The organism is Yersinia aldovae ATCC 35236, from assembly GCF_000173735.1.
GTDB lineage: Bacteria > Pseudomonadota > Gammaproteobacteria > Enterobacterales > Enterobacteriaceae > Yersinia > Yersinia aldovae.
Genome location: NZ_ACCB01000043.1, coordinates 11,461 through 34,431, shown reverse-complemented (window position 1 = coordinate 34,431; position 22,971 = coordinate 11,461). Strand labels below are relative to the sequence as shown.

Sequence of the window (22,971 nt, the reverse complement as noted above, 5' to 3'; positions counted from 1 at the left end):
TCCAGTTAACTTATTTACACATATCCCCTTCCAACTTGAAGCAGCGATGCTGTCTGTCTACCGACAACGCCAATGACGTTGAGCAGGGTTCCTGACGGTTAATACTCTAACGTGATAATGAGTTAACGCCAATTGCCTTGGGTATATTTGTACACTTCATTTTCCGTGGCCTTTCGAGGGCGGTGCCAAAGACGACGAAAGGTGTTAATAAGCGGCAGTTGCGGCGATAACCATTGGAGAGCTAATAGCGCTGACTTAAGGAACGGTCATCAAACGGCGAGCAGCTTCAACCACGGAGGTACGCCGCTTGGCATTCTCATTAGAATCATCGGGATCGGTAAACATACGTGCGACTTGAGGCACGGCTGACCACCATCCTGCCAGAGCCAAAAACCAAAAAAGCCAAGTGACTTGCGTCAAACGCACGGGTGATTGTTCCTCTATGCTGGGCATCAGCAAAAGCCTGCACCTTGTAGCCATAGTATTGACGCCGTAAATCCTCATCTGGCACCTTACCATCGAACACCAAGCCTTCCCAGCTCATGAGTCTACTCAGTTCAGGGTGTTCGCAGTGATAGTCGTAAACACGACCAGCGTATTCTCCTATATCTTCGCCAACAAATAATTCTACAGGTACAGCTAACGCTGCTTTCGCTAACTCATTGCGTAACACAGCAGCGAACAACATCTGCTTGTTACCATAGTAATTGTAGATTCTCTCCTTATTTACAGCCGCTGATTTGGCAATACGTTCAACCGTGGTGCCATCAGGGCCAAGCCTGGCGAACTCAGTCACTGCCGTTTCAAGAATCCTTCGTTTGGTACCTTCGGTATCCCATGCCATGGTCTTTGCTTCTCGTTTTGTTGTATCGATCGCGGAATTGTACTAGGATAAACTCCAACTGTTTGGTTGGAAATAATGCGGCACCCGTACTTATCTGTAGTGACTACGCAGTTATTACTGGCGCAGGAGTCTGCTAATGAGTAGGCAGCAGAGAACGTCGTCGAAATACTAGCATATGACAACCGACGCAATGATGACTGCGATAACGCAGATTGGACCGCAGTTAACGATGCTGCGGCATGGGATCGCGCCTTTCTATACGTAACGCTCTTCTACCTCACAGCACCAATACGCGTAAAACCACACCTTTCTTTTTGAGAGTAGCTGGTTCTCTGTCTAAAGCACCATCACCAACAACAGGAAAAGCGGGAAACCGCCTGATAAAAGGTTCTTTGCCAACAGAGTTGTTCTTATTAACGAAGCATATAACGACTTTATTAATATTAAAATAAAAGGAATTTACATGAAAAGTATAGGTGTAGTTAAAGCCGCTCCCATCGAAGATCCTGAATCATTAATTGACCGCGATATTCCTCTACCATCACCCGGGCCAAACGACCTGCTTGTTCGGGTCCATGCGATAAGTGTTAATCCCGCTGACTATCGTATGCGACAGCGTAAGGAAGATGATGGACAGTTCGTCGTGCTAGGTTGGGATGTTGCCGGAGAGGTGGTCGCAAGCGGGAAGAATGTGACTGCTTTCGTCGCTGGCGATAAGGTGTATTACGCCGGTGACCTGACACGACCCGGAGCTAACAGTGAGTATCATGTCGTTGATGAGGCGATCGTCGGACATGCTCCAATCTCTGTCGATTTGATCTGTGCTGCGGCGTTACCGTTAACCACGTTAACGGCATGGGAAGCATTATTCGACCGAATGGGATTGTCACCAGAAAAGCCAGAAAATGGGAAAACACTGCTGATCGTGGGCGGCGCAGGTGGGGTTGGTTCAATGGCTATCCAACTCGCACGATTAGTCCCTGGTCTGCAGGTAATCGCAACTGCATCACGCCCCGAATCACGTGACTGGTGTGAAAAACTCGGAGCACATGCTGTTATCAATCATTTCGGTGATATGGCGGAGCAACTTGCGGTGCAAAACTTATCTGCACCTGACCTTATTCTGTTATTGAACGATCCTGACCGCCATTATCCCGCCCTAGCAGACATGCTTGCCCCACAGGGAAAACTCTGTTGCATCGTTCCATTCAAACAAGACCCTAATCTCAACCTATTGATGCGTAAAAGCGCCAGTTTTCTTTGGGAGTTCATGTTTACCCGCGCCATGTTCTCGACTGCGGACAAGTCAACACAAGGTGTAATACTGAATAGTGTTGCTGCCATGATTGATAATGGGAGACTTATCTCCACAGCAACACAAAATATTGGTGCAATTAATGCAGCCAACCTGCGAGCAGCACATCTACAATTAGAAAGTGGCCGAACGATCGGAAAATTGCTCCTCTCCGGATTTTAGTTCTTCCTAAACGAACCAGGGGAGGTACATAGTAAATTGCCCCTGGTTCCTGAAGACTTTATTTAGTCAGTTAAACTCGGGGCAAACTACTCTATAGGTTATGTGTTATTATTCCGCTAGTATGGAGAAATTAGCGGCATAGTAATAAAAGATAAACAAATTTGATGCTCGGCATCATGCAATTACCAAATAACCTAACAAGGTGTTACGCTCATAATGAATACAGCATAAAAATCTAAACCGTTAGAAGTACGGAACCTGTACTAAATCGTTTTAAGAATAACGTTTCAAAGTCTATCACTAATGAAATTTTTACCGATGGTCTCGACATTAAGTGTTTGCCCCATTCAAATACATTAGGAAAATCACGAATAGGATTATCCCCAGAAATACCTTCTATAATACTTTGTCGTGAGAAAATAGGTGCGAACGCCACATCGACCAAACCAAACTCATTGCCATTAAAGAAAGGTTTTTTGTTAAGGGCATCATTAATTCTGGATAAATTTCCAATATACTTATTACGATTACGGATTAGTTTCTCACTAGAATCACTACAAATATAGTGAAATTGAGAAATGATCAATTCATTGCTAAATTCAATCCAACCTTTATTAACAGCAGCCTGTACTAAATTCATCGGTTTTAATGAGCCTTCGCTAATTTCATCAATAAAATCCATAATGACATTTGACTCAAATAAAGTTTCCTCACCAACAATAAGGATAGGAACCTTTCCTAGTGGCGACCGTTGTAAGAACCAATCAGGCCTATTATCCAAGTCAATGTAAGTAATATTTAATTTAATATTTTTTTCTTCTGCAACAATTACAGTCTTTTGTACAAATGGGCACAACTTGAAACTAACAAGGTTAATATCCTGTAGATCAAACATAGTAAACACCTATAGATATGTATTAAAAAATAAAAACGCAAAGGTTAATCTACATCTTAAATAAGAATATTAGCTCTTCTGTTTATTTTAATCTCAAGCAATTTGGTGACATCAATTACATTATTGGCTTGCTCCAGTTCAAACTCAACCAGAGTCACATCAAACTTCTTGCTTAAGTACACAGCCAATTCAACTAATACTAATGAGTCAATACCTAACTCATTAAATAGGGTATCCCCAGAAAAAGGTGTGTCACCAATTGAATCTGAAAAGATCTTTTTTGTAATCAACAAAACTTCATTCAAAAACATACATACTCCATTTTAATTAGTGAGGGTCAATAACCGCAATATTTGGCCAGCTTAATGCAACTGCACCCCATGTCACCCCGCCACCAAATGCGGAAAGTATCATTTTATCTCCGGGTTTGAACAGAGCAGAGCCAGCGGCTAATGCCAAAGGAATAGATGCTGCCGATGTATTACCAACTTTATCAAGATGTATATACGCTTTATCGCTCGGGAAACCGACAATATCACACAGAGATTGTAGAATACGCTTATTTGCTTGATGGCTTATCAACCAATTAATATCGTCACTCTTCCAACCCACTTTCTCCATTATATCTTTAATTGAAGATGCCATAGCAGTAACCGCTGCAGAGAATACCTTTTTCCCTTCCATCGCGAAAAACTTATTAAGTGAATAGAAATCAGGCTCAGAACCGAATCTTAGTGGGTAGCGACTCCCCCCCCCTTTGACCTGAATAACCTCGGATAGATTTCCATCGGCGTACAACACTGAATCATACAATTCTCCAGGTGTCCCCTTGGGAATACGCCCAACAACTACAGCTCCTGCGCCATCACCAAACAGTACTGCGGTATTTTTGTCATTGGGATCAATCAGTGAACTAAATTTTTCTGCTGCGATAACAAGAACATTTTTAGCTTGATTTGATTTCACTATTGCCATAGCCAAATTCAATGCATAAATAAAGCCTGAACAAACTGCTGAAATATCCATTGCAGGAATGGTCCCCAGCCCTATTTTTGCACTCACATAGGGGGCAGTCGCGGGACAAATAAAATCTGGTGTAGTCGTAGCCAATAAAACCAACTGGATATCACGAGACCCAAAAGACTCTAAAGCCCGTTGACCTGCAATAATTGCCAAGTCACCTGTTGATTGTATTTCAGAAGCTATTCGCCTTTCTCGTATCCCTGTCCTGGATTGAATCCATTCATCTGTTGTCATTAGATTCTTCTCTAGCATCTCATTTGTTACAATCGTATTTGGAAGCGCAGCGCCCAGCCCCAAAATGCCAACAGAACTCATATTATTATACATCTATGCTACAGCTCCTATTTTGTGGGTTACACTGCAAGTTATTTTAGTATTTCCTAATACAGAGCAGATGTCAGCACAACGCCAAGTCTCATTATTATAAGTTAATTCCCTACATTTTTCCAAAGCAGTATAGACAGGTTGAGATATATTAAAGTCAGATAGAGATGAGTTGGCTTCAATAATGGTCTTCCTCATCCAAAGTGTATTGCTTTCAGAGCGAGGGATATTATCCAACTGATATAGTAGCACTTGACCTAACTGTAAGGATGCCACAAAAAAAATGAGTAAGAGACCACTTAGTGTCCGGAAAGAATTCCTTAGAGTTAGCTATCGCATACGCACTAAGATAATTATTAATAACTATAACATTATTTATTGAAAATGGTTTTTTATCTTTGCAGAACAAATCCCCTTTAGATATAAGGTCAGCATGGATTATTATTTTCATGTTTTCAATTTTTATATTAACTATAGATATATCTTCAAAGGAAATATCGGCATTAACATTTAGATTATCAAGATTAGTTTCTATTGGGTCACTACCAGCATAGATCTCAATTTTCTTGATAGACTCTGGAGAAAAATTTAATTTTAGGTATTCAGATGAATACATAAGTGAAGCGATAAAACATGCTATTTCAATAGCATCAATGCTACTTAAATGGGGGATAGCATTAGTGTTGTTTTTTCTTGACCAATTAATAGATGGTTTTACCGATGCAATTCCAATGAATTTTGTTATGCCATTATCTAATGACATAGCATAGCTCTCAATCTTTTGATGAGTATCAATATATCCCTTACCAAAATATCTCTCATCAGAGTGACCTAACACTTCATCAATAATAGAATAATAATTTATATCCATATGCAATTCCTTTCTATTTATTATAGTTAAAGAATTAATTCATTGTATATACGAGTTGCTTTTTCAACGGCTTCTCTTGCTGGAATAACGGGTTTTATATTTAATATCTCGGATATTTTATCTAATCGCTGTTCAATAGTGCCACCGACTATATAATAAGGTAGTGCTAGCTCTTCTAAAGTACCTTTTAGTAATTCATCAGATGATGTTCTAAAGTGTTCATTTACTGGCCGATGCCCATCTTTGGAAAGCGGTAATTCATTAGGTAAATGAATGAAGACATCAAATGATCTCTTTACATGTCTTTTATATATTTTCCCTAATTCACCCATAACATCTTTGAAGAAAATCAACTCAGGAGTTAAAGGAACATGCTCACTAGGATTTAGATGGATGGAGTCATTTGGATTTATGCCAAATAAAACTCTAACGCTTCCATAAATCCATTCTTGAAGTGAACAACCATCAGAAACAAAACTGGGTGAGAGTTTTTCTTCGTAGACGACTCTTTCAATATGTCTAGTGACAATTAAATTAATAATTTCCGCTGGTGTGCACTGCTCCAAATCTTTACCTGGCACAGCATCAGGAAGAATTTCCCGCATTGTTCTAGCCTGCGTTCTTGGTAGACCGAGATAATAACTAAGTGCGACTGAGGTTAGTGTTTTTCCTGAAGAGTATGTTCCCGTTATACCTATACGCATTGGATATCCTTTAAAATATTGATTAGGTATTTAATATAAATATTAAATACCATTAAATTAATTAGAAGTGTGAGATTAATGCTTTTGTTTCTTTTTCTGCTGTCAAATAGGTATTTTCAATATCATTATTCACAACGGTGGGCATAAATTTAACCTCATGGATATCTTCCACTCCAACAAAGTTCAACCAATCACGGAAGTAAGGAGAACTAAAATCTGAGCCAAAATTAGGTGCGATACCATCTCTATAAACACCACTCGCATGAACAACAAAGGCTTTTTTATTCGTCAATAAGCCAGTGTAGCCTTTTTCCATATCAAAACCAAAAGCCCAACCCGGCTGGGTAACTACATCAATAAATTGTTTTAAAATATATGGCATTCCATTGTTCCATAACGGAATGTTGAACACATAAACATCAGCCTCAGCAAAACGGTCGAAAACAGCTCTTGCATTATCCCAAACAGATTTCTGTTCTGCCGTTTGTTCGGTACCCGTGAATAATGCCATCTTAGCACCTGATGCAATCGCACCAAACTCTGGTAGCTCGTCATGAAATAAATCAAAGCGATCGATAATAATATCGTTTCTCTTCTTTCTAAATTCATCAATAAAAACATCTGCCAATCGCAATGATTGACTTTTATCATCACGAGCGGATGCATTAATATGTAATACTTTCATTTTATTCCTTATTTAAAATATAATAATTAATTGTTAATAAGAGAGTATAGGTACATGTACTCCACCATATAGTACTATTTCACCAGCCGCTATTTCTGTAACGTTCAAAAATCTCAATAATATAATCAGCAACCACTCTGATACGAGGTGATCTTCTTACATCTGTGTGCATGACTAAATAGACAGGTTTCGGTGGTGGATTATCTTCCAGTGAAATCTCAATCAAGTCACACTTATCTTTAACCATAAACTTTGGTAATATACCTACCCCTAGGCCACTAGAAATAGCATTAAACATTACACTTAAGTCATTAGTTTTAATTAAACATTCTTTTTCTTTAAGGTACTCGTTTAACCAATTTTTTGGGGGGTGTTAGGGTAGTTTCCACAGAAACCAATATACTTACGTTCTTTTTCTGGCACAGACATATACTTTTCATGTCCATAGAGTGCGTATTTTAAACTTCCTAATGGCCTGGCAATCAAATTTAACTCACTTATCTCACCTAATCGCAATGCAATATCAACATCTCCATTAATTAGGTTGGCATTTTTGTTATCACACGAAATATCAATGCTAACCAACGGAAAATTACGATTAAAGCGCTCTAAGTAAGGAATAATAAAATTTGTCGCGAGCAATGAAGTTGCAGAAATTTTAACTGCACCTGTCATATTAAAATTATCATCAATTGCACGCTGAAATTCATATATTTCACTTTCTATGTTTTTAGCTCGATTTAATAAAACATTTCCATCATCAGTTAAAATCCACCCCTTAGGCATTCTATGAAAAAGATTAATTTTGAAATGTTTTTCAAACTTACTCATTCGTCGAGAAACAGTCGAATGCTTTACCATAAGAATATTTCCAGCTTCAGATAAAGTACCACCACGGACTAAAGCTAAAAAATACCTTATATCATCCCAATTCATACCGGACTCATCGAAACTCATTATTACTTAACTTCCTGTTGTAAGTGAAGGATTAGTTTTGTGCTTTTATGCACATTATATGTGCAAATTTGTAATGGTTATAATAAATCTCATAACATAATATGATGTATACACACACATGCTTTTATTTTGTGAAAAAAAACCATCTATTGTTCAGTAATTAATATCTAATTGCGCTGTATAAGAATCAATATGCTATTACTTATATCTTCGATACCATTTATCAATCACTACCAACTTTAGTGCTATATTCACAGATAAATCTTGTCTTACAAGTATTTTCTTGCCACCTTAATGCCTACTCGCGGCCATATCTCATCAACCTCGCAAAACAGCTGAATTTGCAAGTTATCCAGTAGTAACGTAGTAACACTCCGTAGCGACAGTTTTTTAAAGTACATACGACCGAACTGATGCTGACATAAAATACTTGGCAGTATCACGAATACCGACATTGTTCATCGAAAAATCAAAGAGTTAATCTTTCATTTCAAGCGTACTGATTCCGTAGAAATAATCAGGCTACAAGGTATATTACCTCTAGCGTGATCATGTCACTTTGCTGAGTCTATTTGTAAAACAACCCCCTGATGCTAATTTTTCTCATTATACCTCCACATCGAAAGTGGTGATTTCACTCCATGATCAACATATTAGAGGTATAACCGTCTCTTGGGCATTGCTGTCATCTCTTATTGCCAACAATTTTAAGGGAAGATTCGTGTTTTTCTAGAATTTCCGCCGGTGTGGGGCTGACTTAATATTCAAGTGCTTTCACTCCTCCATTGTAGAAGTTGAAAGGATATTAACTTTCATTATTAAGGTGCGCTAATTAAGGAAATCCATTCAAAAAATATACATGAATATAATCTATTTAGACGGGGAAGCATCCCCAGTCCGTCAACAAGTCCAGCGTATTAAATAAGATATAAATTCCCGTAGATAACCGTACCCATTAACAGGGTGGTATAATACGATCTTTGGAATTTTTTTTACAAACTTTTCAAACACATAGCATCCAGAGAATGCAGTATAGAAACATTAGTTACATAATTCAAACGAGTTAAGTGTTACTAATTGTAAGTGTCACACAATTAGTAATAAATAGCACTGCATTGATATATAAGAATTTTCTCAACGAGAAAATAACAATACCTTGCTGAGGGTGGCATGAAAAAAACATCATTCTGATTAAACAAGAAGGAGTGGAAGTTATTGAAAGAATATTCCTACAAATATTCTTTCAATATATGTGATTTGAGTCGAAGGTCTTTTATGGTGTAACGAGGGTTAGGGCAGTAAAGAGTCTGTTTGGGATTTTATCTGACAGGCTCCTGTATATAATGGGTAACTGCCAGATCAGATCTACTGCATATTTAGAGCTTTATTGTTACTTTGGTGGTATCGCCATCAGGTGCCGTTGCTATGTGAAATATACGATGCTGCTGTTATCTCTGACACTTTACTAATATTACGTATACACAGAATCCATTGATTTGCTTTACCCTGGGGCGTGATAGTTATCATATCGTCGTTACGTATTGCTGTTAGCGTAAAAATAATATTACCCTGTAAATCGGTTAGATGACTTTCTGTTATTGACCCGTCCTGCAGCTCAAACAGCTCGAATTCAGGCTGTTTGCTGTAGTCATAATCCGGTTTCTGGTTATTACTGCCCAGTACCAGTAGGGTATTTGGACGTACATACAATGGCAGACTGTCGAAACCATATTTTGGCGGTGCCAGCGCGAGCCTTCGGTCATGCTATTATTCAGCAGATGTGTCCAGTGGCCTGGTGGCAGATAGAAATCACCGTTGCCTTGTTCACTTGAACACTGGGGCAACCAGCAGATCGTCACCGAGCATATATTGACGGTCAAGATAGTCACAGGCCGGGTCATCTGGAAACTCCAACATCATAGCCCGCATTACTGGCGTGCCTTGGTCGCTGGCCTGTACTGAAGCCGAGTATAAATAGGGCATCAAACGGCATTTCAGTTCAGTGAATTGACGCACGACATCGCAGGCTTCGTCGTCATAAACCCATGGGACACGATAGGATTTACTTCCATGCTGAACCACGGTTACCGGCGAGACCAGTTAGCAGACCTGGAGCGCATGTTGTATCTGCTGGACGGTAAAACGATCCCGGATAACAGGGAGGATGTAACAAGCCGAATAGTGGATACTTATCTTCATCGCAGACTGTATCTATCCTAATCTCAATCAATTTAGTCTAATCATAGCGAATGGCATACTAGAAAAAATCACAAACAAAAAACCCCAGTCTTTTTACAAAGACTGGGGTTTAAATTTGGCGGAAGGATAGAGATTCGAACTCTAGGACCTGTTACAGTCGACGGTTTTCAAGACCGTTGCCTTAAACCACTCGGCCATCCTTCCAATGAGCGGCATTATCATCTATAGCGTGATGATATGTCTAGTGTTTCATTCAGAAAAAATAGAAATTCGATTCGTTTGGTTAAACTTCATGCCAAAATTGGTCAAAAAAAAGCAGCAAGGTCAAAAATACAGCGCATTTTGACTGTATTGGCGTTGCTTTGTTTGTCCAGTGGAATACTCATTTACGTGCAGATATGCGGCTGTAACATTGCCAGGCAAACAATATCTTGATGACAGACACAAAAAAACGCGGCCAAATGACCGCATTTTTCTCAGTACCGACCCTAAAATCAGGATTAGAACTGGTAAACTAAACCAACCGCTACAATATCATCAGTGCTGATACCCGCGTTTTTGGTAAAGTTGTTTTCATCCAACAGGTTGATTTTGTAGTCAACATAGGTGGACATGTTTTTGTTGAAGAAGTAAGTCGCGCCGACATCAACATATTTCATCAGATCCTGATCACCATAGCCGTTACCAAGGTCTTTACCCTTAGATTGCAGGTAAGCCACTGATGGACGCAGGCCGAAATCAAACTGATACTGGGCCACTAACTCGATATTTTGGGCTTTGTTAGCATAACCGTAAGCGCTGCCCGCATTACTAGAATCACCGAAGCGAGTCATGTTGTAAGTCTGGGTATAGTTAGCCGCCAGATAAACATTGTTGGCATCGTATTTCAGGCCGCCAGTATAAGCATCAGCACGCTCACCATGACCAAATGCCAGATTGTTCTGTGCATCAGTACGTTTTGAACTAGCCATTGCCGCCGAAGCAGTTACACCCCAACCCAGATCATAGGACAAGGACATACCATACCCGTCACCATTTTCTGTCAATACGCTGCGGCCATTAGTTTCGCCATCACCGTCATTTTTGCCCTGATATTGCAGCGCAAAGTTCAGGCCATCTACCAGACCGAAGAAGTTGGTGTTACGGTAAGTCGCAATACCGTTACCCCGTTGTGACAGGAAGTTATCCGCACCATAAGTATCGCCACCAAACTCTGGCAATACGTCAGTCCATGAGGTTACGTCGTACAGCACACCGTAGTTACGGCCATAATCAAAAGAACCGTAATCAGCAAATTTCACACCAGCAAAGCCGACACGCGTAAAGTTATTGTTGTCCTGGCTTTCCGTTTTATTCAGATTTGCCTGATATTCCCACTGGCCATAACCGGTCAGTTGGTCATTGATTTGTGTCTCACCTTTCAGACCAAAACGGATGTAAGACTGGTCACCATCTTTGCTCTTATCATCAGAGAGATAATGCAGACCATCAATTTTTCCGTACAGATCCAGTTTATTACCGTCTTTGTTGTAAATTTCTGCCGCGCCTGCGCTACCTGCGACTAATAAAGCCGGAACAAGCAGGGAAAGAACTCGAAGTTTCATCGTTATTATCCTCTATTATTAGATCTAACTATGCCACTGCCCTTTCGAGCAAATAATCCCAATGGGGTTATTCTATTGTGGTAATAAGATTCGGATTAATCTATACAGAAAATGCTACCAAGTTAAGGATAATGTTTCATATTAACCAACAATCATTTCTAAATGTAAATAACAGCGAACTTTCACATTTTTTGAAAACTGTTAAAATATAGCACCCATAATCAAGAATAAATATAATACACATAAAATACAGTTAGTTATTAAAATTAACTCACAGCACAAATTGACAAGAACAACATCACACCAAAAAACTATAATAGATCCGCTATCATCATTATTTTTACTATTTACCTCATTGTGGCTTATGCGGCCAGATATCTCGTTAGTTTAACGGCCGGTCTTTGACCGGCTTTTTATTGCATGTGATATACAGAGTAAATTATATTTACAGAGATCGCATATTCACAAATTAGAATTACAGCCCGACAGTATAGTTTCATTATTTTATTTAAGCACAAATAGCCTAAACCTACAGAAAAACACGCAACTTAAACGTGATATATTCACTCTACGAGATATCAAATATTCTTCTCACTAATATGCGCTATTTCTCCTCGGTGAGTAAGCGGCCCAGAACCAGTAACATTCATTTCAGAAATCACACCCTCACGATGGCCATCCTGTAGATGGTTTTTTATTCAGCGATAGCCTTGCAACAGAATCCTCTGCATAAAATCGCTAACTATTGTGCTAATCCAGATAAATCCCTTCGACCCTGATTTCGCTTTGTGGTAGAAACGTTTGTCTATAATTCGCTTGCTCATCTCAATCACAGATTCTAATACCTCATGACCACCAAAACACACCAACAAGTATTACAGCCCGCAGTTGCACAACAAGTCTCGACTCGACTGGCCTTCTTTATTGCCGGATTAGGTATGGCTGCCTGGGCTCCTCTGGTACCTTTTGCCAAGGATCGTATCGGCCTTAATGATGCATCGCTAGGATTACTGCTATTGTGTATTGGTATCGGATCAATGTTAGCCATGCCGCTGACCGGATTGCTAACAGCAAAATGGGGCTGTCGTGCGGTTATTTTACTGGCAGGGGCGGTATTATGCCTCGACTTACCCCTGTTGGTATTAATGAATACACCGATTACGATGGCATTTGCCCTGTTAGTATTCGGTGCCGCTATGGGCATAATAGATGTAGCGATGAATATTCAAGCGGTGATTGTCGAGAAAGCCAGTGGCCGGGCAATGATGTCGGGCTTCCACGGTTTGTTCAGTGTCGGTGGGATTGCCGGCGCTGGTGGCGTCAGTGCACTACTGTGGTTGGGTTTAAGTCCCTTGACAGCCATTATTGCCACTGTTGCGCTAATGATAATCCTATTACTAACCGCCAATAAAAATCTGTTACAGGGTAGCGGAGCCCCCCACGATGGGCCACTGTTTGTATTACCCCGTGGCTGGGTGATGTTTATTGGTTTTCTCTGCTTTGTGATGTTCTTAGCGGAAGGTTCAATGCTTGATTGGAGCGCCGTCTTCCTGACGACGCTACGTGATATGAATCCATCTCAGGCAGGTATGGGCTACGCGGTATTTGCCATAGCCATGACACTCGGGCGTTTAAATGGTGATCGGATTGTCAACGGCTTGGGCCGTTACAAGGTATTATTAGGTGGGAGTCTGTGTGCTGCCGTCGGCATCATTTTTGCGATAAGTATCGATAGCTCAATCGCTGCGCTTATTGGCTTTATGTTAGTCGGGCTTGGTGCATCGAATGTCGTGCCTATCTTGTTTACTGCCGCCGGTAACCAAACCGTGATGCCAGCCAATCTGGCCGTTGCATCAATTACCACTATCGGTTACGCCGGTATTTTAGCAGGCCCAGCGGCAATTGGTTTTATCGCACAATTAAGTAACTTATCAGTGGCGTTTGGCTGCGTAGCCTTGTTACTACTGACAGTCACCGCCAGCGCCCGAGCCGTTACGCGTTAATCAAGGAAACTGCATTATCGCTATGCAAAACAATTCGTTATCTATCAACTCAGCGAATATCACCCGCTGTTTCTGGCTGTTTATCGTGCTGATACTCATTACGGTGGGCCTGTATGGCTATAACTACACCAATGCCTATCTGAGCGAAAAAAAATATTCATTAACTGCTATCGCTACCGGTTTGCAACAGCGGATTGATGATTACCGTTATCATACCTATCAGATATATGATTTAGCCAACAACCCGATAATGGCTAATGCCGTCACATCTGCAGCTCAAGAAACCCGTCTGCGCCCCGATATTTACTACATTGAGAAGCCACGGCGGAAAACGGATGCCGTTATTTTCGGCACTCACGATCCGGCGACGCTGACAATGACATTACAGATGTCTGACTACCTCGACAGTCACTGGGGCTCACAGAACGACACCTACTCGATGTACTACCTTAATGGTCAGGACAATAGCCTGATTCTGGTAACAACCCAGGCATTAAAAGAAGTCACCTCGCGCTTTAAAGAGAGTTACCTTACGGCTTCGGCTGAATCGCGTCGTGCAGAAATGCTACAACAAGCCAATACACTGGACGAGCGGGAAAGTTTCTCCCCTCTGCGTAAATTGCGTTTTCAGAATGCTTATTATTTCACGCTGAGAACCACATTTAACCATCCAGGGCATTTAGCCACTGTCATCGCCTTTGACCTGCCGATTAATGATTTAATCCCACCGAATATGGCGCGCTCCAACTTCTTGCTGCAACAGGATAAAACACCAGTAAATGAAGGAGTGGTAGCTGAAGACATTGCAGCGACCAGTGTAAGATTAAATGGCTCATGGGTAGAATTCTCAGCCCCGCTGACCAACGCAATACTGAAAATTGTTTATCGCGTTCCCCTCAGTGTGCTGGCAATCGATCTGCTGAGAAACAACTCGTGGCTCATCCTGAGCAATATTTTATTACTGGTACTGGCGGTTCTGGGTATCTACTTTATTCGCCGCCAATATGTGCTGCCAAGCACAGATATGGCCGAGCAACTTGAATCACAGAAATCGCTAAATCAAGAGATTATCGCCAGCTTGCCGCAAGGGTTATTGGTTTATAACTTCAGTAACGGCAGCGTGGTTGCCAGCAATAAGATAGCCGACAATCTGATTCCACATCTAAACCTGCAAAAAATCGTCCACATGGCGGAACAGCACCACGGCGTGATTCAGGGGACGGTAAATAACGAAGTTTACGAAATCCGCATGTTCCGTAGCCATATCTCAACGGAAACCTATCTTTTCCTGCTGCATGATCAGGATAAAGAAGTACTGGTGAACAAAAAACTGCAACAGGCGAGGCGTGAATACGATAAAAATCTACAAGCACGCAAACTGATGCTGCACAATCTGGGAATCGAGCTAAATCAGCCGATCAGTAAACTCAATCAGATGGCGCATGACCTGCAAATCACTACCGATCCGCAGTTGCAACAGGATCTGGCAGCCAGAATAGTTGAACAGTCTGACGCTATCATTGAGCTGATTGATAATATTACTTTGCTCACCCGACTGGAAACCCAGGAGTGGCAGGCAGAACAACAGGCTTTCTCTCTGGCGGCATTGATTGACTCGCTATTGCTTGAGGTACTGCCCGCGATTAACCAAAAGGGCTTGAGCCTTTTCAATCATTATCATGTCAATTTGGATCAAAATTACCTCGGCGATGAGAAAGTATTATACAAAATACTTTCATTACTATTACATTACTCTATCGTCACAACCGCTTACGGCAAGATAACGCTCAATGTTGGCCATGAGCCGAACCGACCGGAACAATTGATTATCCAAATAACAGATACGGGTGTGGGTATTTCAGATGAAGAGATAAGTAATCTTAATTATCCTTTTTTAAGTCAAGCGTTGGTCGATAGATACAATCATGGTTCGGGGCTAACCTTCTTTTTATGTAACCAATTATGTAAAAAATTAAGCGGAAAATTAGAAATTCGCAGCAAAGTAGATATAGGCACTCGTTATACTATTCATATAACTATGCCTATACAAAATGTAGAACAGGAAGAGCAAGAGAAGTTATTGGATGGTGTCACCGCACTATTAGACATAACCTCAGAAGAAGTACGCTCAATCATTACGACATTGCTTAATTCATTTGGCGCTAACTGCATCGTCGCCGATGACCGCCTGCCGGGGCGGGATTACGATGTAACCTTAACTGACAACCCACAACACTATGACAATTACACCCTATTGTTGGCCTCTGATGAATCAGGATTTCAACAGTTGCAAGACAACTATATTCGGGTAAATTATAATTTGGGCAGTGCAGTTATTGATTCAATATTATTATTAATCGAGCAGCGAATCCTATCAGATGAATCGCACAAAGAGCCAGAATCCATTGCAGAGGATGATATTAGTGTTTATGAGCAACAGCTAAAATCCAGTGACTATTATTCCTTATTTGTTGAGACAGTACCGGTAGATCTGAAGAAACTGTATACTGAGCTTCAGCAACGTGATTTCATATCGCTTTCGCAGACTGCACACCGGTTGAAAGGCGTATTTGCCATGCTGAATCTGGTTCTCGGCAAACAGCTATGTGAAACATTAGAACTGCATATTGCAGATGGCGATCGGTTAAAGATCGAGAATAGCATCAGTCAGATTGATTCTTTCATCACTCGGCTGTTGCAGCAAGGTAACCCATAACCATGAACAACCTTAATGTAATAATTGCTGATGATCATCCAATTGTTTTGTTTGGCATCCGTAAGTCACTTGAGCAAATTGAGTGGGTAAACGTTGTTGGAGAATTTGAAGACTCCACCTCGCTTATTAACAATTTGTCGAAGCTTGATGCTAACGTGCTAATTACCGACCTCTCTATGCCTGGGGATAAGTACGGTGATGGCATCACTCTGATTAAATATATAAAACGGCATTACCCTGATTTAGCTATCATTGTTTTAACTATGAATAATAATCCAGCTATTCTCAGCTCTGTTTTGGATCTGGATATTGATGGGATCGTATTAAAACAAGGCGCACCAGCCGATTTGCCTAAAGCATTGGCTGCATTACAAAAAGGGAAAAAATTCACCCCTGAAAGTGTCGCCAAGCTGTTAGAAAAAATCAGTGCTAATGGCTACGGTGACAAACGTTTGTCACCGAAAGAAAGTGAGGTTTTACGGTTATTTGCTGAAGGTTTCCTGGTAACGGAAATCGCCAGAAAATTGAATCGAAGTATTAAAACCATCAGTAGCCAGAAGAAGTCGGCCATGCTGAAACTGGGCGTTGATAACGATATCGCCCTGTTGAACTATCTTTCATCTGTCACTATTAGCCAGGTTGATAAAGATCAATAGTCTTTATTAACGCAGCTCCCAGGCCCGGTTTACTCTGCAACTTTTGCTAAGTAACACCGGGCTTATTTATTTCAGTACATCCACTACTGTTATAACAACCCTGCAACTTCAAAAGCCAAAGTAATTAGAGTCGCAGGTAGGCCGCAAACGAGCAAGTCCCGATGAGCTTACTCACGTAGTGATACGGGGAGCAGTGCAGCTAACCCCCTGTGACTTCAAGTACGCAGGCTTTAACGTGAGCGACGAACTTTGTCACTATAGTAAAGCAGCATCTGCCGCAATGTATCTAGCGTCACGGGCTTGGATAAGCAGTTATCCATCCCTGCTTCAATGCACCGCTGTTTGCCTTCCGCTAATGCATTAGCCGTTACACCAATGACAGGGAAATGATGATTTAACTGCCGCAAACGTTGCGTCAAACGGTAGCCATCCATATTCGGCATATTCACATCAGTGAGCACAATATCTACGGTATTCGCGTTAAGAACCGCCAATGCATCCAATCCATCATTTGCTGTAATCACTTGATAGCCCAAGGCGGTAAGCTGATCAGCCAGCAAGCGGCGATTTATCGGGTGATCATCCACCACCAAAATATGCAGATCGGCATTATCGGCCTGATCCGTTTTTGACGCTGGCAGCTGTAATGGCGTGGTTTCAGTCGGATGTTGGCCCAACAAGATTCTATCCAGCAGCGGAATAATTTCCAGTAACGTAGACGTGCTCAGTAACCAATAACCTGGTCGCGTCTCTTGTGGTAAACCAATATGTTCGATAGATAGCTGAATCCATGCTGATAGCGACGTATTTATTTGCGGTAAGTAATCACAAATAAGCACCTCCTCGCGCTGTGTCGCCTCATCACCACAACGCCGTATTGTGGCGCCAAAGTGGCTCAGTAAATCCAGCAAATAGCTCTCCAGAGACGCATTACGGATATCCAACCATAAGGTTTTCCCTTGCCAACGGTCACTCGCAGGGAGAACAACATTTTGGGCTTGATATTGATTATCAGCCAAAAAGAGTGGAATACGAATGGCAAAAATACTGCCCATGCCCAGTTCGGAGATAACTTCAACATCGCCGTCCATTAAGTTTATCAACTTCTCACAGATAGCCAGCCCCAAACCGGTTCCCTGGAAATGCCGCTGTACCCCAGTCCCCACCTGGAAGAAGGGATCAAACAACTGATTAATTTCGCGTGAATTAATCCCGACCCCGGTATCGCGCACCCGGAACTCAAGATAGTGGCCACGGACCCGTAGCTGCAAAATAATGCAACCCGTATCAGTAAATTTTATGGCGTTATTCAATAGGTTAGAAATCACTTGTTGCAGTCGAACCGGATCGCCATACATCAAGCGCGGCACCGCCGGTTCGATAAAGCAGTACAGCCCCAAACGCTTTTTGACAACCAATGGCAGATAGTTAGCGGTGATATGTGTAATCACTTCTACGGTAGAGAACTCACTCGGCTCAATTTTCAACTGCTCGGACTCAATTTTGGAGAAATCGAGTATGTCGCTGATAATCTTGAGCAGCAGCCCAGAAGAGTTATTCATCGCCGTAACCAGACGATCAACGCCATGCGGCAACTCTTTGGTTTGCAATAAATCAAGGTTACCGATGATGCCATACAAAGGGGTACGTAACTCATGGCTGACGGTCGCCAAAAACATCGATTTTGACTGGCTGGCCTGCTCCGCTGCTGCCGCCATCTCTTGCAGCGACTCTTCCATTTTCACGCGTGAACTGACATCCACTAGCACACAAATCGCCACATCCTCATTACGATAGCGGGAATGGACGAAGCTGATTTGCAGATTATTATTATTACTGGTCATCACATCGACAAAGTTAGCCTGCTGCTCGCAGATAATGCGCGTGATACGTTCACGATCCTCATTCGTCAGCAAATTAATATAGTTATGTGCTAACTCATTACTGAGGATATTTGTCCCATCACTGATTCGCAGAATAGAAATGCCCACCGGAGCCGAGGCCACAATTTTGCGGTTAAATTGCTCATGTTCCTCCAACCTCAGTGCATTGTCCTCTGCCGGATGGAACATTTTTCGTTCAAACAGCCAGGCCAACGTAAAGATCACCACCGCAGATAGGGCATTCAATAACAACGCATTAAAAATTAATAATTTAAAGGTTTCTATTATTGTTCTAACGGGCAATGAATAGACAATACTGAGCGGTGATGGCAGCAGATTCTTCTTCAGAACCAGCGAGTTATAATCATCGACATAACCAAAATAAGAGGGGGAGTCGGGATAGACATTCAGCATTGAGGCATTACGCTCCCCTGTAGCCAACTGCAATACCGGATCGTTATCCTGATTAAGCAAAGTCACCCCAATGGGCAACGGGCCGGAAGAGATAAAGTCCTCCAAACGAACGGTTTGCTCCGTACCGATCAACGCTTCTAACTTATTCCCCACATAAACAGGGGTTAGCACATATAACGTGCCAATCTCAGGTCGGGCACCCGCGACCACCCAATACAACGTGCTGTCTTTATCCTGATGATTTGCATCACGATATTTTAAGATATGCTCATTGAGTGACTTAATCAGATTACCCTGTTCCAGCGGCGTATTGCGGATATCAAAATCCACCATGCACTGGGTATCGCTACCAATCAAAAAGATCCGGTTGAGATCATAAGCCGCCGCAAAATTCTCTTTCCAGTACAAGATTAGGTTGCTAAGAGAATCCAATGAAGAGTAGTGAGATGAATTAAGGGTGGCACAATTAGATTCGCTATTCAGTGGATAGTACTGCGGCACGACTCTTTTACTGGTCAACTCACCTGCGGTCACATCAATAACATCCGTTTTAGGGTTGAGTCTGTTCTCCGCCATATACTTGATATCGCGGATAATATCAGCCGAGTGACGGATGTAGTTCTGTGCCTGTTCAGCATTAGTATTATATTCCTGACGGATATCTGATTTTTTCTCATTGAGGATATTCAGGATATAAAAAGTGGTTAGCAGTGCACCAAGCGACCATAACATAACCGCCAGAACCCGAAACAAGTAGCGGGATATTTTCAGTGTCGTGCGAAATGAAGAGAGATATTTCAATCTGATACCATGATGAAAGCATCGCCGGACAGGCTGCGTGGCCTACAGAATACACTACCCATGACTCATTAAAAAGTCAGCATAAAAAAGCCAGCTCGTAAGCTGGCTTCTGTTTTCATCTACGCATTATGCGTTGTCATCGTCTTGTGCTTCGTCAGCAGCATCTTCATCTTCTGGTGCGTTCAGTGCAGCATTCTCTTCGCTACCCTCTTCACCTTCCAATGCTTCACCCTCAAGGATTTCATCATCCTCTTCTGGCTCCGCCACACGTTGCAGACCAACAACATGCTCGTCTTCAGCGGTACGGATAAGTGTCACACCCTGGGTATTACGCCCCACAACACTCACCTCTGATACGCGGGTACGCACCAGTGTACCTGCATCGGTGATCATCATGATTTGGTCAGTCGGTGCGACTTGAACCGCGCCAACAACCTTACCATTACGCTCACTGACTTTAATGGAGATAACCCCCTGAGTCGCACGGGACTTAGTTGGGTACTCCTCCACTGCGGTACGTTTACCGTAACCGTTTTCAGTTACGGTCAGGATTTCGCCATCACCCCGAGGGATGATAAGAGAAATAACCCGATCGTCGCCATTGAGGTTGATACCGCGTACACCGGTCGCGGTACGGCCCATAGAACGGACCTGCGACTCAGGGAAGCGAACCACTTTACCCAATGCAGAGAACAGCATGACTTCGTTAGTGCCATCGGTCAGATCAACACCAATCAGTTCATCGCCTTCATTCAGATTGACGGCAATAATACCGGCACTGCGTGGACGGCTAAACTCAGTCAGTGCGGTTTTCTTCACGGTGCCGCTGGCGGTCGCCATAAAGACGTGACGACCTTCTTCGTATTCCCGCACTGGCAGAATGGCGGTGATACGCTCATTTGGCTCCAGCGGTAACAAGTTGACGATCGGACGACCACGCGCCCCACGACTGGCTTCCGGCAACTGATAGACCTTCATCCAATAGAGACGACCACGGCTGGAGAAGCACAAAATAGTATCGTGGGTGTTGGCGACCAGCAGGCGGTCAATAAAGTCTTCTTCTTTGATGCGCGCAGCCGATTTACCTTTACCACCACGACGCTGAGCTTCGTAATCCGTCAGAGGCTGATATTTGACATAACCCTGATGGGACAATGTCACGACCACATCTTCTTGATTAATCAGATCTTCAATATTGATGTCAGAGGTATTCGCCGTGATTTCGGTACGACGCGCATCGTTATATTGCTCTTTAATCGCAACTAACTCTTCGCGGATAACTTCCATCAAGCGCTCTGGGTTTTCCAGAATAAAGATCAGCTCAGCAATTAAGGTCAGCAGCTCTTTATACTCATCCAGCAGTTTTTCATGCTCCAGGCCGGTCAGTTTCTGCAAGCGCAGATCCAAAATCGCCTGAGCTTGCTGCTCGGTGAGATAATATTTGCCGTCACGGATACCGAACTCAGCTTCCAGCCATTCTGGGCGGGCAGCATCATCACCGGCACGTTCCAACATAGCGGCAACGTTACCTAATTCCCATGGGCTGGCAATCAAGCCAGCTTTCGCTTCAGCAGGTGTTGCTGCACGGCGGATCAATTCAATAATCGGATCGATGTTAGCCAGTGCAATAGCCAGTGCTTCCAGGATGTGGGCACGGTCACGCGCTTTACGCAGCTCAAAAATGGTACGGCGAGTCACCACTTCACGGCGGTGACGCACGAAAGCAACCAGAATCTCTTTTAAGTTCAATAGCTTAGGCTGCCCTTGCGACAGAGCCACCATATTGATACCGAAAGTCACCTGAAGCTGAGTCAGTGAGTAGAGGTTATTGAGAACCACTTCCCCGACGGCATCACGTTTAATCTCAATCACAATACGCATACCGTCTTTATCAGACTCATCACGTAATGCGCTGATGCCTTCTACACGTTTTTCTTTTACCAGCTCGGCGATTTTTTCAATCAACCGTGCCTTGTTCACTTGATACGGGATCTCGTGGACGATAATGGTTTCACGGCCGGTTTTAGCGTCAGCTTCAACTTCAGCACGGGCGCGAACATAGATCTTGCCACGACCGGTACGATAAGCCTCATCAATACCACGACGGCCATTAATAATGGCTGCTGTTGGGAAGTCTGGGCCTGGAATGAACTCCATCAACCCATCAATGGTGATGTTTTCATCTTCGATCAGGGCCAGACAGCCATCAATAACCTCAGAAAGGTTATGCGGCGGGATATTGGTCGCCATCCCAACGGCAATACCAGATGAACCGTTAACCAGCAGGTTAGGGATTCGGGTTGGCATTACGGCAGGAATTTGCTCCGTACCGTCATAGTTCGGCACGAAGTCAACGGTATCTTTTTCTAAGTCCGCTAACAATTCGTGAGCAATTTTAGACATACGGATTTCGGTATAACGCATCGCCGCAGCGGAGTCGCCATCAACGGAACCGAAGTTACCCTGCCCATCCACCAGCATATAGCGCAGTGAGAACGGCTGGGCCATACGCACTATCGTGTCGTAGACCGCGCTGTCACCATGCGGGTGATATTTACCGATAACGTCCCCGACTACACGGGCCGATTTTTTGTATGGCTTATTCCAGTCATTACCCAGTACATTCATCGCAAACAGTACGCGACGGTGAACCGGTTTCAGTCCATCCCGGACATCTGGCAAAGCACGTCCGACAATAACGGACATCGCATAATCCAGATAGGAGCTTTTCAGCTCTTCCTCGATGTTGACCGGTGTTATTTCTCTGGCAAGGTCGCTCATTGAGCCGCTATCCCTCTACTAATTACCGGATTTAAAGGTACGAAACTATATCACAAATCGTAGATTTTGGCGAAACTGCATGATGTTTGTCGAAACGAGTTATGTGCATACCCTAAATGATTCAAGTTGCAGGA

The 22,971-nt window shown here is 42.7% G+C and carries 17 protein-coding genes, 1 tRNA gene and 2 pseudogenes; 5 read left to right on the top strand and 15 right to left on the bottom strand.

Annotated features, from left to right (window positions below):
- Positions 1-325 precede the first annotated feature (325 nt).
- Positions 326-844, bottom strand: a complete 519-nt coding sequence (locus YALDO0001_RS16305; RefSeq protein WP_004704636.1) for a TetR/AcrR family transcriptional regulator — start codon at positions 842-844, stop codon at positions 326-328.
- A gap of 463 nt (positions 845-1,307) precedes the next feature.
- On the opposite strand from YALDO0001_RS16305, the gene YALDO0001_RS16300 reads away from it, so the two are divergent.
- Complete coding sequence (locus YALDO0001_RS16300) at positions 1,308-2,321, top strand: zinc-binding alcohol dehydrogenase family protein (protein WP_004704635.1); 1,014 nt, start codon at positions 1,308-1,310, stop codon at positions 2,319-2,321.
- A gap of 235 nt (positions 2,322-2,556) precedes the next feature.
- Here the strand turns inward: YALDO0001_RS16300 and YALDO0001_RS16295 are convergent, their stop codons facing one another.
- The 10 genes and pseudogenes from YALDO0001_RS16295 to YALDO0001_RS20370 form a co-directional block, all read right to left on the bottom strand.
- Complete coding sequence (locus YALDO0001_RS16295; protein WP_049596124.1) at positions 2,557-3,216, bottom strand: glutathione S-transferase family protein; 660 nt, start codon at positions 3,214-3,216, stop codon at positions 2,557-2,559.
- Positions 3,217-3,272: 56 nt separating this feature from the next.
- Complete coding sequence (locus YALDO0001_RS16290; protein WP_004704633.1) at positions 3,273-3,527, bottom strand: acyl carrier protein; 255 nt, start codon at positions 3,525-3,527, stop codon at positions 3,273-3,275.
- Positions 3,528-3,543: 16 nt separating this feature from the next.
- Entirely contained in the window at positions 3,544-4,566 is a 1,023-nt protein-coding gene (locus YALDO0001_RS16285; protein WP_197082833.1) for a beta-ketoacyl-ACP synthase III, read from the bottom strand.
- A complete protein-coding gene (locus tag YALDO0001_RS22425) occupies positions 4,567-4,815 on the bottom strand; it encodes an AvrD family protein (RefSeq protein ID WP_157132006.1) in 249 nt (82 codons plus the stop codon).
- Positions 4,793-5,434 carry an AvrD family protein gene (locus YALDO0001_RS16280; protein WP_004704631.1) on the bottom strand — a complete coding sequence of 214 codons (642 nt, stop codon included), beginning with the start codon at positions 5,432-5,434 and terminating at the stop codon, positions 4,793-4,795. The genes YALDO0001_RS22425 and YALDO0001_RS16280 overlap by 23 nt, the downstream gene beginning before the upstream one ends.
- Positions 5,435-5,460: 26 nt before the next feature.
- Complete coding sequence (locus tag YALDO0001_RS16275; protein WP_004704630.1) at positions 5,461-6,138, bottom strand: AAA family ATPase; 678 nt, start codon at positions 6,136-6,138, stop codon at positions 5,461-5,463.
- Positions 6,139-6,199: 61 nt separating this feature from the next.
- Positions 6,200-6,823, bottom strand: coding sequence for an FMN-dependent NADH-azoreductase (locus YALDO0001_RS16270; protein ID WP_004704629.1), 624 nt, complete (start codon positions 6,821-6,823; stop codon positions 6,200-6,202).
- 79 nt (positions 6,824-6,902) lie between these two features.
- Positions 6,903-7,145 carry a LysR substrate-binding domain-containing protein gene (locus tag YALDO0001_RS16265; protein WP_289844116.1) on the bottom strand — a complete coding sequence of 81 codons (243 nt, stop codon included), beginning with the start codon at positions 7,143-7,145 and terminating at the stop codon, positions 6,903-6,905.
- A gap of 29 nt (positions 7,146-7,174) precedes the next feature.
- On the bottom strand, positions 7,175-7,759 hold the full coding sequence (locus tag YALDO0001_RS16260; RefSeq protein ID WP_169310405.1) for a LysR family transcriptional regulator: 585 nt from the start codon (positions 7,757-7,759) through the stop codon (positions 7,175-7,177).
- Between the two features lie 1,431 nt (positions 7,760-9,190).
- Positions 9,191-9,853: pseudogene (locus tag YALDO0001_RS20370) on the bottom strand (TIM-barrel domain-containing protein); the annotation flags it as partial.
- Here YALDO0001_RS20370 and YALDO0001_RS21355 point away from each other — a divergent pair.
- Positions 9,839-9,967, top strand: a pseudogene (locus YALDO0001_RS21355) (DUF4942 domain-containing protein); the annotation flags it as partial. The pseudogenes YALDO0001_RS20370 and YALDO0001_RS21355 overlap by 15 nt on opposite strands.
- 128 nt (positions 9,968-10,095) lie before the next feature.
- On the opposite strand, the gene YALDO0001_RS16245 reads toward YALDO0001_RS21355, so the two are convergent.
- A tRNA-Ser gene (locus YALDO0001_RS16245) sits at positions 10,096-10,183 on the bottom strand.
- A gap of 296 nt (positions 10,184-10,479) precedes the next feature.
- Positions 10,480-11,583, bottom strand: a complete 1,104-nt coding sequence (locus YALDO0001_RS16240; RefSeq protein ID WP_004704625.1) for a porin OmpC — start codon at positions 11,581-11,583, stop codon at positions 10,480-10,482.
- An 848-nt stretch (positions 11,584-12,431) separates the two neighbouring features.
- Here YALDO0001_RS16240 and YALDO0001_RS16235 point away from each other — a divergent pair.
- The 3 genes from YALDO0001_RS16235 to rcsB are packed head-to-tail and all read left to right on the top strand — an operon-like array spanning position 12,432 to position 16,958.
- On the top strand, positions 12,432-13,586 hold the full coding sequence (locus YALDO0001_RS16235) for an MFS transporter (protein WP_004704624.1): 1,155 nt from the start codon (positions 12,432-12,434) through the stop codon (positions 13,584-13,586).
- 22 nt (positions 13,587-13,608) lie between these two features.
- On the top strand, positions 13,609-16,302 hold the full coding sequence (gene rcsD, locus YALDO0001_RS16230; RefSeq protein WP_004704623.1) for a phosphotransferase RcsD: 2,694 nt from the start codon (positions 13,609-13,611) through the stop codon (positions 16,300-16,302).
- A 2-nt stretch (positions 16,303-16,304) separates the two neighbouring features.
- Positions 16,305-16,958 (top strand): response regulator transcription factor RcsB, encoded by a 654-nt coding sequence (gene rcsB / locus YALDO0001_RS16225; protein ID WP_004704622.1) that lies wholly within the window; start codon positions 16,305-16,307, stop codon positions 16,956-16,958.
- A gap of 230 nt (positions 16,959-17,188) precedes the next feature.
- Here rcsB and rcsC read toward each other — a convergent pair whose 3' ends face one another.
- Together rcsC and gyrA are read right to left on the bottom strand one after the other, a co-directional pair.
- Positions 17,189-20,056, bottom strand: coding sequence for a two-component system sensor histidine kinase RcsC (rcsC, locus tag YALDO0001_RS16220; RefSeq protein WP_004704621.1), 2,868 nt, complete (start codon positions 20,054-20,056; stop codon positions 17,189-17,191).
- Positions 20,057-20,182: 126 nt separating this feature from the next.
- Complete coding sequence (gene gyrA / locus YALDO0001_RS16215; protein WP_004704620.1) at positions 20,183-22,837, bottom strand: DNA topoisomerase (ATP-hydrolyzing) subunit A; 2,655 nt, start codon at positions 22,835-22,837, stop codon at positions 20,183-20,185.
- Positions 22,838-22,971 lie beyond the last annotated feature (134 nt).

Coding starts and splice junctions, on each gene's coding strand:
- YALDO0001_RS16295 (WP_049596124.1), bottom strand. CDS start 3,216: ATGTTTGATCTACAGGATATTAACCTTGTTAGTTTCAAGTTGTGCCCA.
- YALDO0001_RS16260 (WP_169310405.1), bottom strand. CDS start 7,759: ATGAATTGGGATGATATAAGGTATTTTTTAGCTTTAGTCCGTGGTGGT.
- YALDO0001_RS16240 (WP_004704625.1), bottom strand. CDS start 11,583: ATGAAACTTCGAGTTCTTTCCCTGCTTGTTCCGGCTTTATTAGTCGCA.
- rcsD (WP_004704623.1), top strand. CDS start 13,609: ATGCAAAACAATTCGTTATCTATCAACTCAGCGAATATCACCCGCTGT.
- YALDO0001_RS16235 (WP_004704624.1), top strand. CDS start 12,432: ATGACCACCAAAACACACCAACAAGTATTACAGCCCGCAGTTGCACAA.
- YALDO0001_RS16300 (WP_004704635.1), top strand. CDS start 1,308: ATGAAAAGTATAGGTGTAGTTAAAGCCGCTCCCATCGAAGATCCTGAA.
- YALDO0001_RS16285 (WP_197082833.1), bottom strand. CDS start 4,566: ATGTATAATAATATGAGTTCTGTTGGCATTTTGGGGCTGGGCGCTGCG.
- YALDO0001_RS16280 (WP_004704631.1), bottom strand. CDS start 5,434: ATGGATATAAATTATTATTCTATTATTGATGAAGTGTTAGGTCACTCT.
- YALDO0001_RS16275 (WP_004704630.1), bottom strand. CDS start 6,138: ATGCGTATAGGTATAACGGGAACATACTCTTCAGGAAAAACACTAACC.
- YALDO0001_RS16305 (WP_004704636.1), bottom strand. CDS start 844: ATGGCATGGGATACCGAAGGTACCAAACGAAGGATTCTTGAAACGGCA.
- gyrA (WP_004704620.1), bottom strand. CDS start 22,837: ATGAGCGACCTTGCCAGAGAAATAACACCGGTCAACATCGAGGAAGAG.
- YALDO0001_RS16270 (WP_004704629.1), bottom strand. CDS start 6,823: ATGAAAGTATTACATATTAATGCATCCGCTCGTGATGATAAAAGTCAA.
- rcsB (WP_004704622.1), top strand. CDS start 16,305: ATGAACAACCTTAATGTAATAATTGCTGATGATCATCCAATTGTTTTG.
- YALDO0001_RS16290 (WP_004704633.1), bottom strand. CDS start 3,527: ATGTTTTTGAATGAAGTTTTGTTGATTACAAAAAAGATCTTTTCAGAT.